The following is a 15013-nucleotide window of genomic DNA, read 5'->3' on the forward strand; positions in this document are numbered from 1 at the left end:
TGTCCCGTTTCTCGTTTCAATTTAAGCAAATCCTGAACGGTCGTTTTGCTTACTTGAAACTGCTCTGCTACTTTTCTAATTGAGGTTCCACCACCTTCATAGGTCTTGACTATCCTTTCTCTTAGATCAACTGATAGAGCTGGCATTTTACTTTTCGATGAACTCCCCTGAATATTTGTCCCTCATTGTACCACCTCGTCATAGAATCCGCCGTATCGTTTATTAGCTTCAGCAGATATGGTGGTATTGCCCTATAACCCAATGAATTATCAGCGCACCTCGGGGGTATTAACAGAAGCTTTAGCGGCGGGTAAGCCGGTGGTAGTACCCCAGGGTAGTTGGTTAGCGGAGCAGGTTGACAACACGAGGGCTGGCATTTATCCCAATCCTCAAGACTTGCCTAAGTCCGTTCGCTATGTGTTGGAAAATCTAGCTAGTCTGACGGAAAAAGCCAAAGACTTTAGCCGCCATTGGCAGTCTATGCAATCCCCGAATTACTTTTTAGAATGCCTGCTTCGGCCACTGGAAATATCCCCTGTAGAAACGGTTGAAATTCAGCCTCAAAATTCAGCTATTGCTTCGATACTAGTGATGATGGCTCTGGATAAATTAAGTGAGAGAGATAATCTTAACAAAGTCAGATATTTTTGTCGCTGTGGCTATGAAGTTTATGGCATTTTTTACCGCCGTTTAGGACAGGCTGACCCGTCGGAATGGGATTATCTTAGCGATGATTTACAGCATCTTGGCTTAAAACAATATTGGATTTTGCAAGACTATTATCCGCATGATGATTTTTACGATAGTTTTGCCAAAAGTTCCACTAATTTATCCCCAGCGCAGCGAGAACAATACTTACAGGATTATTATGCCCGTAAATCAACATTAATTACGGATTGGGTGCAATCGGCAGGCTTGATTATTCCCCTGGAACTACAAAATAAATTGGCGGAGAATATCGATTTAGTTTATGCAGATTCGTTCTTTTGTCAACATTACCTACCAAAATTAGGCTTGGATCCAACTAGGACCATACTAGAAGTGGATAGATTTCACTCCTATGATGATGCGCTCCGCCGAAAAAGGGAAATTGTACAGCAGGATTTTCAATGGGAAATTGAGCAACTGAAATTATTTGCGGTTTTACTCACTCCTGTTGAACCTTTAGCTTTTAAGCTCCAGGAGCTACAACCCCAAGCAACGGTTTATTCACTTACAACTATTGATCAGGACATTGATTATAGACAACTAAACCAAGCTACGACCTATATTCTTGGGGAGAAAGTTCAGGTTCTCAATACAGGTAAAAGTGCTATCAAAAACGTTGTCATGCTTTACCCCTGGGGAGACATGGAAGAACGGCGTAGTGGGGCTAGTCAGCGGTCTGGTAAGGTGGCAGATTTTCTCGCTAGTCAAGGTTTAGATGTAACTGTTTTCACCATCGGCGATCGCCAGAGTAATTGGCAAGGACAAATTCATTACCTTTATTTCAGGTCAACCTTTGCCCAGGGAGATTTGGTGCAAAAAATTTACCAAGAAGCCTTTGTCAGTTGGCAGAAAATGCTGGATATTGCCATGGCTGGTAACATTAATTTTTCCCCATTGTCTTATCAGGAACTAACAGAAAATTGGCTACCTTGGATTTACTATGGCAGCCGCTTTGACCACAAATTTCAACAAACGTTGGAGCGAATCATTGATGGAGCCGATGCGGTGCTGCTGGAATATCCTTTTTGGGCGGCGATCGCCGGGCCGATATGTCGTCGTCGGGGGGTTAAATTAATTCTTACAGCCCATGACGTGTTAGCCAAACAGTTACCCACTGATACTTGGTTAGCCCAGGTTGCCCTGGCGGAGGAATTACAAGCATTGCGGGAAGCCGATGCAGTGGTGACCCTTGCCCCCGATGATCAAGCATTTTTCCAAAGTCATAACATTGCCAGCCATTGCATCCCCATTGGTCTAGATACCCAAGCCGCTGTAAATTTACCCGCCCCGGAAAAGGCCCTGGCGGAGTTACAAGCCTTCGACCCCTCCATGGATTGGCGCAAACCCTTCTGTTTATTTGTGGGCAGTCAACATCTCCCCAATCTCAAAGCAGTGGCGCAAATTCAAGCCCTGGCCCAAGCTGGTGACAGCCATTGGCAGGCGATCGCCGTGGGTAGTTGTTGTCCGCCGACCCAGCAACGAAACTTTTTTGCCCTGGGTAAAGTCTCCGATTCCGTCCTCCAAGCCCTTTATCAACGTTCAGCGCTGGTGCTGATTCCCCTCGAAGCGGGCACTGGTATGTCTGTCAAAACCCTGGAGGCAATGGCCTGTGGTAAGGTAATCCTCGGCACGGCGATCGCCTTTCGGGGTTATCCGGTGGAGTCGGGGGTGAATTGTTTAATTAACAATAATTTAGCCACTTATGTTGGGGTAATTGAAGATATTATCCAGCACCCCCACCAATATGAGCAGTTGGGTAATTCTGCCCGTAATTTTGCCCAAAACTATGACTATCGTCAGCTTTATCAAACCTACCTAGATTTGCTTTCATGAAGGTATTAATCACAGATTTTGACCTATTTGCCAAAGTAGGTGGCGGGCAAACTTTTTACCGCAGTTTAATTCGTAAAAACCCCGATATTGATTTTTATTACCTGATTGACAAAGAAGAGCGTGCCACTAAACGTCCCGATAACGCCCACGGAGTCCCCTTTCAGGAAAAATATTTCCTCGCCGATTTAAATAACTTCTTTGACGTCAATCCCCCCAAATGGGTTTACCGTTCCTTCGTCAGAGCCAGTAACATTGCCGCATCGGTAGCTGGCATGGAATTCGACTTGGTTGATTCCCCTGATTATGAACAGTGGGCTATTTTTCTGCGTCCAGCCCTAGATTACCACCGGGTAAAATTTGCGAAGATTGCCCTTTCTCTCCATGGCAAAATTTCCACCACTTTAAAGTTAGATTGGTTCAATAAAGGTAAGGAAAATATCCCCCTAGAACTAGAAGAATGGAAGCAATATGCCACCGTCGATCTCCGCTACGGCATTAGTAAAAGCTACATTGATGAATGGCAATGCCTAAGCCCATTTTCTGCCCACTATTACCATCCCCTTCATTTCTTTGCATTACCCCAGCCCCTAGAAGCAATTGCCAGTGGCGATCGCCCCGATTTGAACTTTATTGGTCGCACCGAAAGACGGAAAGGCCCAGATATTTTTATTGATATCGCTTGGTGGTTGGACAAAGATCTCTATAACGAAGCTAATATCATTGGCCCCCATAGTTTTAATGATACCGGCACCATTTCCTCGGAAAGTTATCTCCGGAGTATGCTTGGCGATCGCCAGAGTCCCGTTAAATTTTTACCTCCCAAACCTCAACAGGAATTAATGGGCTTATTCGCCCGTAAAACGGTCACCTTTGTGCCTTCGCGCTACGATACCCTCAATTTAGTAGCCCTGGAATCCTTATTTTCTGGTTGTCCCACCGTCATTGGTGGCGGGGCTGGGGTATGTCGTCTACTGAAAGAAGACTTTCCCGATGTTCCTTTTGTAGAAATTGATTTAGAAAATATTTACAGTTGTTTGCCAGCCATTGAGCATATTTTACGCGACTATGCTGGTTACCGTCGTCAACTAGTGGATTGCGTTAAAAATTCAGCAGCCATAGCTGATAGCCCTGTTTTAGCTGATATTTATCAACAAAATAGTCAGTATGAACAAGAAATCAGAGATGAACTGCAAAATTGGTATGCCCAGTTAATGGGTTATTGGGTAAGTACCCAGGAGAATGTCTCCTTTTTACAACCCCTGAAAGTCCAATTAAAACCAACTCTCAAGCAAATTAAAAATAATTTAAAAAGTACGGCGGGACAATTAAAAGGCAGAGTTTTGCAACCCCTGGGGGATGACCGCAATGCCCAGCTAGTTAAAGCCCCTAATTTACTCAAAAAATACAAAGAAACCTTCAATGCCACAGAGCAAACAGCGAAGGATTTGGCGGAAAAAATCCAAATGGGATGGCGTTTGGGGTCCGGCTATGAATCAGAATTCCAAGGAGTGCGGGGTAAATTAGCCACCAATTATCGCATCGACCGGGTACGACTCTGGCGGGAACTAGCTCGCATTGAAGAACTACGGAGCAACACCTTAGTTTCTGCCACCTACAAACTCCGGGCCATGCGGGCCTTGGGGGCGGATCAGTTTGGCGATTTACCCTTTGTGTTGCGGACCCTGACAGAATATGGCTTTCCCAAGGAAATGGCGGCGATATCTGCTCTCTACGGCCAACCTTCGGAACGGGAGGAACGTTGCCATAGCTTGATTGAACAGGCCCGTTTGGACAATCTGACTAATCCGGCGGGGGATGAGTACGAAATTTGGGACGATCGCCGGGGGGATGGGCCATACCGGGCCACCATTATTGTTTCCCTTTACAATGCGGCAGCCAAATTACCCCTATTTTTAAAGACCCTACAGCATCAAACCCTAATTAAGCGTGGAGAAGCGGAAGTGGTGCTAGTGGACAGCGGTTCACCGGGAAATGAGTATGAAGTCTTCAAAGATTTAGCCCCCACCTTGGGTTATCCCCTGCTGTATGCCCGATCGCCGCAACGGGAAACCATCCAAAGTGCCTGGAACCGGGGCATTAAATTGGCCAAATCTCCCTACCTGGCCTTTCTGGGGGTGGATGAAACCATTTTGCCCGATTGTTTAGAAATTCTGGCGGGGGAATTGGACCAAGATCCAGAGCTGGATTGGGCCATTGGCCACAGTTTAGTCACCAATGTGGATATGCAGGGGGGCTGGGTCAGTGACATTATGCCCTACGACCGCACTGGCTATGAACAGGATTTGGTTTATCTGGAAACCTGTTACCTATCCTGGGTGGGAGCACTGTATCGCAAATCAATTCACGAACGTTTTGGTTACTATGACCAAAGCTTCCGGGGGGCGGGGGATACGGAATTTAAAAACCGGGTCATGCCCTTCATCAAGAGTAAGGTAGTGGATAAAATGTTGGGCCTGTTTTGGAATTACCCCGACGAACGCACCACCCAAAGCCCCGCTACGGAAATTGAAGATATGCGGGCTTGGTATTTACATCGCACCCTGGCCGGTGTTAAATATGCTTTCCAACGGCGATCGCCTGAGGAAGTGGAAAATTTACTCTACCATTGCCTGGGCTATCGCAAATCTTACTGTAAGCATACTAGTACCGATTTTGACCATGCCTATAATTTGGCCCTTTATCTAGAAAAAGTTAATCCCCATGCTGAAGCTTTGCAGTACGCTCCGGGCATTAAAGCTTTGCTAGGAACCTATCGCTCCCTGGATTGGTTGCCCAAATTATCTAAATTTTCTCCCCTTAACTCCATGCTGACGGCCCGCAAACTCACTAAGCAATGGCAGCAGGAACACCAACAGCATTGGCCAAAAGATAGACTTTTTGCTCCCCATTACTCAATTTTTAACGATAATCGCCACGAACAACATTCTTTCCTTTGGTTTACGGATATCACCGCTTCTAAAAAATAATTATGTTTAACAAAATCAAAGATAAGCTCAAATTCAAACTGGCAAAAGTTCTTGCCCCAGAAATTGATAAAAAGCTAGCAGTGGACGAAAAACTAGCTTCTGTGCAATTATTTGGCATTGCCCCTTGGTATCAGGAGAACCTTTGGGAACCACCAGTGCAAATAGTTTTGCGGGACCTCTGTAAACCGGGGGATACTGTTTTTGATGTGGGGGCAAATTTCGCTGGTTTAACCACAGTAATGTCGAGGATGGTGGGCCCTAGGGGCGTGGTTTGTGCCTTTGAAGCTAGCCCCCGCATTATTGATAAAACCCAACGAAACTTAGTGTTGAGCGGCTGTAATAATGTCCAGCTTTTTCACCATGCAGTTTACTCCACCTCCCATGAAACCGTAAAAATTTACCTGGGTAGCCATCTCAATGACAGCATTTACAGTGAAAACGGGGTGGGTTCCGCCTATGAAGTCAAAACCATTGCCCTAGATGACTTTGTTGAGCACACTAAACTAGTGCCTAATTTGCTCAAAATGGACATTGAAGGGGCAGAATTTGATGCCATTAAAGGCATGGAAAAAACCCTAGTTGCCGCCAAGCCCCATTTGGTCTTAGAAACCCAACGGGATGATACCCGCTGTTTAGATTTTCTGCGCAATTTAGGCTACATTGCCATCGACGTTAATACCTATCGGGAAGTTAAAACCGCTGACGATTATCCGGTGGGGGCGGACATTCGTAATAATCTCTATATCCATGGCGATCGCCTGGGGGAAACTCCCTATCAAGCCCCATTCCAGTTTGAGAGCCATAGCCTGTTAGATGCCGATCATTTTAAGCGGACTAAGGATGGTTCTGCTTGCCTAAAAAATAATCTAATTTTACCGAAAGGCCGCTATTTAATCGATTGGGACTTCACTGCTGAAGGCACCCAAAATGATTTAATGTGTGGAGTAAAAGTTAACGATAAAGTAATATTTCGTTACCATGCCTTCAGTCAGCTATTAGCCTCTAGCTATCGGGATTGGGTGATTAATTTGCCCGAAACTAGTGAAATCCAACTTTATTTTGAATTCCAGCATGGCACCCAGGATCCAACCCTAACCATCAACAGTGCCAAAATCACCAAAATCGCCAACTTTGACCATCTTCCTGCCGCCCTTTATTTCTAGTGTTTAACCCCCAATGTTAGTTCCCCTCCTTGGTTTGGCGATCGGGCTCCTCCTGTTGACTTTCAGTCTTTTTGTTTATAAAGGAGTTCCCGTTGTCCACCGCTATGCTTTCCTAAGCAAATTTGAAAATAACGTACTTTTTATTTGGGGCAACATTTCCATTTCCCTAGCGGCCATGTTAGGTATTGCTGGCTATTGGAACGTATTTCAAGGGGACGATCTACGGCTAGGGAGAATTGTTTTGTTGATTGTTGGCATAACAGCCACCATTTGGTCGATGCTGGAAACCTTGGGCGTTGACCATCCTCTAAAAAAATTTGCTGTTGGTGAAAAAATAAACCAAATTGGCGTTTTAAATATTATTGGTTACATCCTCAGTGGAGCGGCAGTTTTAACTTTAATTTCCATTTTTGGTATTGCTTTTTTTGACTATAACTATGGCGGTGATGCTTTTATGTATCATATTCCCTTCGCCGCCAGAATTTGGGGCATTATCCCCCCGGAACAGTATACTTTTGAATATTTTACAGAAAATCGCTTTCTTGGTTTTCCCCTGCTGGCAAATTGGCTCCAGGGATTATTTTGGGTAGCTTTTAGTCGCATTGAAGCCACAAACCTAGTCGCCTATTTTAGCTTAATAATTCTGATCTTTTACCTGGTTAAGGTTCCAAAAATCCCTTTCTACTTAGCTAGCCTTTCTCTCCTCGCGGTACCCATGGTCCACATGCATGCCGCCAGGAGCTACATTGATCTGCCCGGCAATGTGGGAGTCAGCATCTGCATTTTAACCCTATATTTGCTTTACATAGATAAGATAAAACTGGATTTTAAAACTCTCCTAATCCTGTTTTTGTCGGCATTTGTGGCGGCTAATATCAAACTGCAACTAATTCCGGTTGTTTTCCTCTTAATACTTGCTTCACTGCCTCTTTTTGTCACTAACTATTGGCGATCGGATAAAACCCGTCAAGATAATCTACTCAAATTAGCTCAGGTATTTGCCCTGGGAACCTTAGCCAGTTTGATTATTTTCTACAACCCGCTCAAAAATATTATTGTCTACCAAAATCCTGCCTACCCCGTCAAAATTACCATCGCAGGCCAGGTGCTTAATCACACAGAAGAATCTCCCAACTTCATGCACGAAAATATTCGTCGCTTGCCGCCACCAGTGCGTTGGGGAAGGTCTTTGCTGGAAATTAATGCCTTTGACGATCGCCGACCCTGGCGTTGGACCTTGGCCATGGATTTCATTTCCTGGAATGAAGAGCGCTTTGGCATGGGGGGATATTTTGGTGGCTATGTAATTTTCAATGTCGTACTTTTGGCATTTCTTTGTTGGAAAAACTGGCAAAAATCAACCAAAGTGGCCCTGGCATTCATGCTAGTTATGTCGGCGGTAACCATGTGGCTACCCCAGTCCTATGAGCTGCGTTATTACATGTATTGGATGATTGTTTTTGTCAGCCTCAATGCTTACCTAGTCACTCGTTTGGCTGAGCAGGACCCCCGCCCGAAGAATATTATTAAGCCCCAATATTTTGGCTTAGTTGCTTTTATGTTTATGATCATCTTCATCCATAAAACCAACAAATTCTTCACTTATCCAGCATTTCAGCCCCTGACACAACAGCTAGAGACCGCGGATTGGATGGTTAAGAAAGAAATCTTTAGTCAAATTGAAGACGGCGATCAGGTTTGCATTGTGGAAAAAGCACCCTTTAGTTTCTTTTACAATTCCTATTTTCATCCCGGGCGGGATTATTCAGTGCGAGCAGAATTTAACCTCGAGGATGAAAGGATGAAGGATAAATGTGAAGGGTTAAAAATTCTTCGTTAATAGGCCATCGGCGATCGCCTAACATCCTACTAATCTCCGGCACAGCTTCTTTGAAAGTGTCTAAAATCAGCGCTTCAGGGCCCGGGCCATATCCCGGTCATCTTGACGACGCTTTAAAGTCTCCCGCTTATCGTGGAGTTTTTTGCCTTTACCTAAGCCCAGGGCAATTTTCACCCAACTACCCTTGAAATACATTTTCAGCGGCACTAGAGTTAGACCTTTTTGTTCAACTTGACCAATTAATTTGCGGATTTCCCAGTTATGCATTAGCAAGCGCCTGGTACGACGGGGGTCATGGTTGAAAAACTGACTACTTTTATCGTAGGGAGAAATATGTACGTTCATCAGCCAAACTTCCCCATCCCGCAACAGGGCAAAGCCATCCCGTAAATTAACCTTCCCCGCCCGTATTGACTTGACCTCGGTACCCTGTAGTTCGATGCCCGCTTCATAGGTCTCTAAGATTTCGTACAGAAAACGAGCCTGGCGATTATCGCTGACAACTTTTATCCTTTCTTTTTCCTTAGCCATGAACCGTCAGTAATGTATCCGTAATATATCTGTTGAATGTTGCTCTTGTGGATTGAAAAGCTTGCCCTGCCGACATTGCCAGGAACTCACTGTCACCCATGGCCCCTGGCAATCCGTGCTGTAATTTTCTAAAGGCAATCCGAGCCGGAAAAGGAAGACTCAAGATTTTTCCTTTGTTCCATACGGCTGAGAAAATAACCCGTCATCATGGCCGAAGCCAACAGATTAGCGAAATCTTCCCGGTCGGTAGTGATTTGCACATCAAAATCATCCATGGGCAACATACCCACTAAGCCCTGCACATTCTGATAAATAATCTCTTTGATTTCAGGGCTGGCGGACTGGGCGATCCAGGCCAAGGTTTCAGGGTGTTGTTTTTGCAAATACTGGAGCAGAGTGTTGACCCGTTGTTCTTCCTGTTCAGACGTATGAAAGTCAAAGTTAAATTCCATTATTACTCCCTAACTCCGGACTGACCGTTTAATCACTGGCATTACCCTCCACTATAGCGGCTCAGGCAAAGTTTTGTAAAAAGCTATCAAACTGGCTGGGGTAAACAATTACCCAAAAATCTGGGGCAATAACTCCTACCTAAGTGGACACTTAAGGAACTGAAAATTTTGCACTGCCCAACTCCCCTGATGTGACTAGTTTCAAGCATGGTTACCAAAGAAAGTACTGGCTGTGGCCGAGCATAATTCATTCAATCTATTATTAAATATACTAAAGATTCATGCCACAAATGTTTAAATTTTCCTATGGGTATGGAGTGCGGAGCATTGGCTCGGGCATCCAGGCCAAGGTCTATAAATGCACAACAACCTTATTCTGATCTCTGACAAGATTTAGAAGGGCGAACGATGGGATTCGAACCCACGCATGGAGGTACCACAAACCTCTGCCTTAACCCCTTGGCTACGCTCGCCGTTTTGCTTTAGGCATTAATGATGATAACACAGGGATTGGATCTTTTCGGCACTATTTTTGCTGTATGTGAATTCGGGGAGCTAATTTTTCTGGTTCCACATCCCGCAACCATTGGGGTAAATGATCTGGGCTAATGGTTTGTAGCTCTGCTAACAGAGCCGCACTAGTTTGCAACAGGTTTTCTGTCTCTATTCCTTGGTGGGCCGGACGAAAAGCCTTTAAGCGACGGATACCTTCTCCCAAAAGAATCACAGCCCCCTGCCAATTGTGATTGGAAAGATGATAGTGGGCTACGGCGATTTGCAAAATGCCTTGATAAAAGTTTTTTTCCGTTGGGTTAGCTTCTAACCACACTGCTTCGAGGGTGTCATGGCAGGCATAAAAATCTTGCTGGTTAAATTGTTCGATGCCTAGGCCTAGGCCGATGTTTGCGTCCATGGTTAATGTATGTGCCGTCATTAGGGCAAAGGGTCAATCTAGGTCGGTCGGGCTGGAGGTGGGGTAATTTTCCGCTAGACTGGGAAGCGTGTTCCGCGAATTTTTCCTTCACCCGGTTTCTGCTTTTTTCGTTTTTGAATGGCGATCGCCATATTGTCCCCCTTACCCTGTTTACCATGACCAAGCGTAGCAATTTGGATTCCAACCACATTATTTATCGTTCCGAAGAACTGCTGGGGGCCGCATCAAACCGTTACAACATTACTGTCAGGGTAGCTAAGCGGGCCAAGGAAAATCGCTCCGAGGATTTTGACAGCATTGATGATCCCAACATGAAGCCTGCTATCCGGGCGATCATTGAAATGTCCGACGAACTTACCCGTCCAGAAATTATTAGCGATAACTAAACCCCCAGTTCCATGTTTAAGCCCCTTTTCCCCCTGTCATTGCTATTGGGTTGTCTGAGCTTTTTGCTCACCATGCTACTCCATAGTCCCGGACAGTGGGGAGCGGTGTCCCAGGCCCAGCCAGCCCAGGGGGTGCCCGCCGGAGGATATACAGTGGTAGTGGAAATAATTGCCCAGCAAGTTTACGCCCGTTTTCCCGATCTGCCCAAGGGCAACGACTACCGCCGTCAGAGTGATGGCAGCCCAGATCCGGAAAATACCTTAATCAGTCGCATGATTCGTTACCATCGGGACATCAAAAAAAGGCCAACCCGCTATCGTTTCGATTGGCGTTTGACCCTAGCGGATTATCTTGATGCCAATGAGCAGATGGAACCAGAGCGTTACCCTGGTTTTTCCACTCTCCAGGAAACCCCCCTCGATGGCGATCGCCAGTTGATTGCACAGTTAAACCGAGAACAAAGACAAGCATTGGTGGATTTCCTGGCGGAAATTTATCGGCCTCAAACCTCAGTCAATGGGGGAGAGTCTGGTGCGGGAAACCAGGAAGAAGACAGTCAAAGCCCAACACCGGCGGTGACAACGCCTAATCAACCGGGACTATCCCAACCAGGGGATGCCCAGTTGTTAATGCCTTGATTAAGCCCCAAAATAATAAACCCCCGACTTAGGCGTAGGAGCCTCAGACGGGGGCATTGAGAACAGGCAGATATGGAATGAAACCATTGCGGCTTCAGAAAAGCTAAAAAATGAAATCAAACAAAAACTAAACAAAAATTAATTACTGAATAAGACTGCAGGTCAATGGGCAAGAAGCAAACATCGGTTTATGAATTAGATTAGTCTCCCCATGGAGCCAACTCAGCCAACGTACTTCCTGGGGATGAATCCCTTTCGCAGTTAGGGTTGCCGCTCCGGAGAGCACCAATAAAACTGTTCCTCCCAGTAAGCTGCTAGCCACCAAGAGCACTGCACTCATGGGCAAAACTGACTGCAATACCACCGTCGCTAAAACCCCCACTGTGGCGACAAGAAAGACCAGAGGGAAACCAACCACCAACAAGCACACCAATAGGGTGAAAGTCCAGACGGAAAAACTCTTCATGAGGACGAGCATATAGCTCATTCCTGCTCCTTCCCTTGACGAAAGCTCCATAACTATTAACTCCAACAACAACAATCTGGTGAGGCAGACCCAAACTAGCGGTGCCCAAATCTCAGGCTCCCACCGGGGGGCTGTTGAATCTAGTATAGGCAATGACTCCAGGAAACTGAGATTTCTTTATAATTATTTACATTCAATCGTTGACATTTACTGATTATTTTTATAAATGACAATCTTAGATTCAAGGGCTGGTATTTGTCCTAGTTCCATTTATCTAGGCTTTAGCTGTAATTCCATGGGCAATTTGTCGTTTAACTCTGATCCCTACATTTGGTTTGCCAGTGGTGTCCAAGGAACAAAAAAGTTAGTTATTAGGAGACTCAGCTTATTTTACATTTGTTAACAATTGTCCTTGGAAATCTCATCAATGGGAAAGGAACGAAATGGGCCGACGGTGGCGACAATTAAGTCGATTTGTTAAAGGACTAACGAAAAATAGAAAAAATTCTTTAATCTATTAGGAGTATCCCCACTGAGTCCGACCGGTCATATTCGTTGTTGCTACCCCCATCTGCACCAACGTTTTACCAGGGGCCGCTGTGCAAAAGTGCAAAATCCGGTGAAAAAACGTCATGAACCAACCTCCCCGCCCCTCTGTGCCTCCATTGCCCCCTCTGCCCAACAATCCCCCTGGGCGGACTGCACCTTCCATTCGCCAGGAAAGTATGGCTCCAGAAACGCAGTTTGTGCCAGCCCCCCCCAGCATTAGCCAGCCCCAACCACAACAACTTTCTGCCAACACCAATCTGCCCACTAGTCCTCGGGCGCCTGGCCATGCTGCTCCAGGGCGATCGCCAGGGCAGCCCAGTCTAGAGGAGTTAATCCGCAGTGCCTTTGACCAAGGTTTCTCCGATGTTCACGTCGGGGTAGGAGAAGTGCCCCGCATGCGGGACCGGGGGGAAATGCTGCCCCTGCGTTATGAGCCAACGGATCACCAGACCTTTATGAGTTGGCTCAGGGAAATTCTCACCGAGGATGAAATTCAACGGTTCAAACGGGAATTGGAATTTGACGGGGCTAAACAATACGATTTTGCCAGGGTGCGGATTAACGTCCTGGAAAGTTTGTTGGGCTCCGCCATGGTGCTGCGGATTATTCCCCTCAAGATCTTGACCCTGGAACAGTTACGGTTGCCGGAAGTTTTGCGCACCGTGTCTAACTCCCACAAAGGCCTAATTCTCGTGACGGGGCCCACCGGTTCCGGTAAATCCACCACCATGGCGGCGATGGTGGACTACATCAACAGAGAACATGCTAAACACATCATTTCCATCGAGGATCCGATTGAGTTTGTGCACCAAAGTCGTCGCTCCTTGATCCGCCAAAGGGAAGTGGGTATGCACACTTTGGAATTTGACCATGCTCTCAAGGCTTCTCTGCGGGAAGATCCGGATATTATCCTGATTGGGGAGATGCGGGACCGGAGCACGGTCAATACCGCCCTCAAAGCCGCCCAAACCGGTCACTTGGTAATGGGAACTCTCCACACCAACAGCGCCATTAAAACCTTGGAAAGGATTTTGACCCTCTACACTGCGGAAGAACAGCCCGCCATGCGAACGGCGATCGCCGAATCACTGGTAGCAATCATTGCCCAGGGTTTATGTCGCACCACCGACGGTAAACGGGCCGGCTTCCATGACATTCTCATTAACACAGAGACAGTGAAGGACTATATCCGCCAAGGTAAGTACGATGAAATTGCCGAGTTAATGCAGGATGGTGAGTACGACGGTATGGTCACCGCTAGCCAATCCCTATTTGCTCTCTACCAAGAAGGCAGAATTACGGAGGAAACCGCCTTGGAGTTAGCACCCGCCCGCAACGAAATGGCCATGAAACTCAGAGGGAGAACCTAAGGAATCTCAGGAATGAAATATGCCCTAGTCCACGAGTGGCTCACCCCAAAGGCAACGGGGGGGTCAGAGTTGGTGGTGCAGGAGATTTTAAGCCACGTAACGGCGGATCTGTATGCCCTGATTGATTTTGAGTCCACCAATCCCCAGAGCTACCTCTATGGCCGCTCCATTGGCACCACTTTTTTGCAGGGGTTTCCCCGGGCGGAACAGGGGGTGCAGAAATATTTACCCCTTTTGCCCCTGGCGATCGAACAGTTGGATTTAGGGGAATATGATGTCATTCTTTCCTCTTCCCATGCGGTGGCCAAGGGGGTGCTGACTGCTCCCCACCAAATCCACATCTGCTATTGCCATACTCCCATGCGCTATGCCTGGGATTTAACCTTTGACTACTTGAATAACAGTTCCATGGGCCGGGGACTACCGGGAATTTTAACCCGTTACCTGCTCCATCAATTGCGGCAATGGGACGTGCTTTCCGCCAATCGAGTGGATTATTTCTTGGCCAATTCTCACCACACAGCCCGGCGCATTTGGCGTTGTTATCGGCGGGAAGCAGATGTGGTCTATCCCCCAGTGAATTTGGAGCGCTTTACCTACCAAGAAAAGAAGGATGACTTTTTCTTAACGGTCTGTCGCCTCGTCAGTTACAAACAAGTCAAGTTGATTGTGCAGGCCTTTAACCAGTTGCAGTTACCCCTAGTGGTGATCGGCGATGGCCCCGATTTACTTCTTTTACAGGAACTAGCCCAGCCCAATGTGCAAATTCTTGGGGCCCAACCTAATGCCGTAGTGGAAGATTACATGGCCCGGGCCAAAGCCTTTGTTTACGGGGCCTGTGAGGATTTTGGCATTGCCCTAGTGGAAGCCCAGGCCTGCGGCACGCCGGTCATTGCCTTTGGCCGGGGGGGAGCTTTGGAAACGGTGGTGGATTATCAAAAAAATCCCCAAACTGCGACGGGGCTTTGGTTTGACCAACAAACGGTGCCGTCTTTAGTGCAAGCAGTGGAAACTTTTTCCAATCTTAGTCATCAGATCAGTGCAGAGAACTGTTTCCTGCAAGCAAACCGTTTTTCTTCTAGAATGTTTCAAACGTCATATTTGGCGTTGCTGGAAAAGTACTGTCATCAGGTTCCTCATCGGACTTAGTGGCGG

12 protein-coding genes and 1 tRNA gene are annotated in these 15013 nt (G+C 46.6%); 8 read left to right on the top strand and 5 right to left on the bottom strand.

Annotated elements, in window-relative coordinates:
* The first annotated feature begins 261 nt into the window (after positions 1–261).
* The 4 genes from H6G45_RS10025 to H6G45_RS10040 are packed head-to-tail and all read left to right on the top strand — an operon-like array spanning position 262 to position 8531.
* A complete protein-coding gene (locus H6G45_RS10025; RefSeq protein ID WP_242018128.1) occupies positions 262–2541 on the top strand; it encodes a glycosyltransferase in 2280 nt (759 codons plus the stop codon).
* On the top strand, positions 2538–5528 hold the full coding sequence (locus H6G45_RS10030; protein WP_190598308.1) for a glycosyltransferase: 2991 nt from the start codon (positions 2538–2540) through the stop codon (positions 5526–5528). The genes H6G45_RS10025 and H6G45_RS10030 overlap by 4 nt, the downstream gene beginning before the upstream one ends.
* Positions 5529–5530: 2 nt before the next feature.
* Complete coding sequence (locus tag H6G45_RS10035) at positions 5531–6691, top strand: FkbM family methyltransferase (RefSeq protein WP_190598309.1); 1161 nt, start codon at positions 5531–5533, stop codon at positions 6689–6691.
* A gap of 13 nt (positions 6692–6704) precedes the next feature.
* Complete coding sequence (locus H6G45_RS10040; protein WP_190598310.1) at positions 6705–8531, top strand: hypothetical protein; 1827 nt, start codon at positions 6705–6707, stop codon at positions 8529–8531.
* 66 nt (positions 8532–8597) lie between these two features.
* Here the strand turns inward: H6G45_RS10040 and smpB are convergent, their stop codons facing one another.
* The 4 genes from smpB to H6G45_RS10060 form a co-directional block, all read right to left on the bottom strand.
* Positions 8598–9062 (bottom strand): SsrA-binding protein SmpB, encoded by a 465-nt coding sequence (gene smpB / locus H6G45_RS10045; RefSeq protein WP_190598311.1) that lies wholly within the window; start codon positions 9060–9062, stop codon positions 8598–8600.
* Between the two features lie 128 nt (positions 9063–9190).
* Positions 9191–9514 (bottom strand): DUF760 domain-containing protein, encoded by a 324-nt coding sequence (locus tag H6G45_RS10050; protein WP_190598312.1) that lies wholly within the window; start codon positions 9512–9514, stop codon positions 9191–9193.
* Between the two features lie 400 nt (positions 9515–9914).
* Positions 9915–9987: transfer RNA gene (locus tag H6G45_RS10055), tRNA-His, on the bottom strand.
* Positions 9988–10040: 53 nt separating this feature from the next.
* A complete protein-coding gene (locus H6G45_RS10060) occupies positions 10041–10427 on the bottom strand; it encodes a DUF309 domain-containing protein (RefSeq protein WP_190598313.1) in 387 nt (128 codons plus the stop codon).
* 176 nt (positions 10428–10603) lie between these two features.
* Here H6G45_RS10060 and H6G45_RS10065 point away from each other — a divergent pair, with 176 nt between their 5' ends.
* Both H6G45_RS10065 and H6G45_RS10070 read left to right on the top strand, forming a co-directional pair.
* Complete coding sequence (locus tag H6G45_RS10065) at positions 10604–10834, top strand: DNA-directed RNA polymerase subunit omega (RefSeq protein WP_010873067.1); 231 nt, start codon at positions 10604–10606, stop codon at positions 10832–10834.
* Between the two features lie 12 nt (positions 10835–10846).
* Positions 10847–11473: a hypothetical protein gene (locus H6G45_RS10070; protein ID WP_190598314.1), complete on the top strand. Its 627-nt coding sequence runs from the start codon at positions 10847–10849 to the stop codon at positions 11471–11473.
* A 142-nt stretch (positions 11474–11615) separates the two neighbouring features.
* Here H6G45_RS10070 and H6G45_RS10075 read toward each other — a convergent pair whose 3' ends face one another.
* Positions 11616–11990, bottom strand: coding sequence for a hypothetical protein (locus H6G45_RS10075; RefSeq protein ID WP_190598315.1), 375 nt, complete (start codon positions 11988–11990; stop codon positions 11616–11618).
* Positions 11991–12571: 581 nt separating this feature from the next.
* On the opposite strand from H6G45_RS10075, the gene H6G45_RS10080 reads away from it, so the two are divergent.
* Both H6G45_RS10080 and H6G45_RS10085 read left to right on the top strand, forming a co-directional pair.
* Complete coding sequence (locus H6G45_RS10080) at positions 12572–13858, top strand: type IV pilus twitching motility protein PilT (RefSeq protein WP_190598316.1); 1287 nt, start codon at positions 12572–12574, stop codon at positions 13856–13858.
* A gap of 12 nt (positions 13859–13870) precedes the next feature.
* Entirely contained in the window at positions 13871–15007 is a 1137-nt protein-coding gene (locus H6G45_RS10085) for a glycosyltransferase (RefSeq protein ID WP_190598317.1), read from the top strand.
* Positions 15008–15013 lie beyond the last annotated feature (6 nt).

The sequence above is a fragment of the Synechocystis sp. FACHB-383 genome (genome assembly GCF_014698605.1).
Classification (GTDB): Bacteria; Cyanobacteriota; Cyanobacteriia; order Cyanobacteriales; family Microcystaceae; genus Synechocystis; species Synechocystis salina.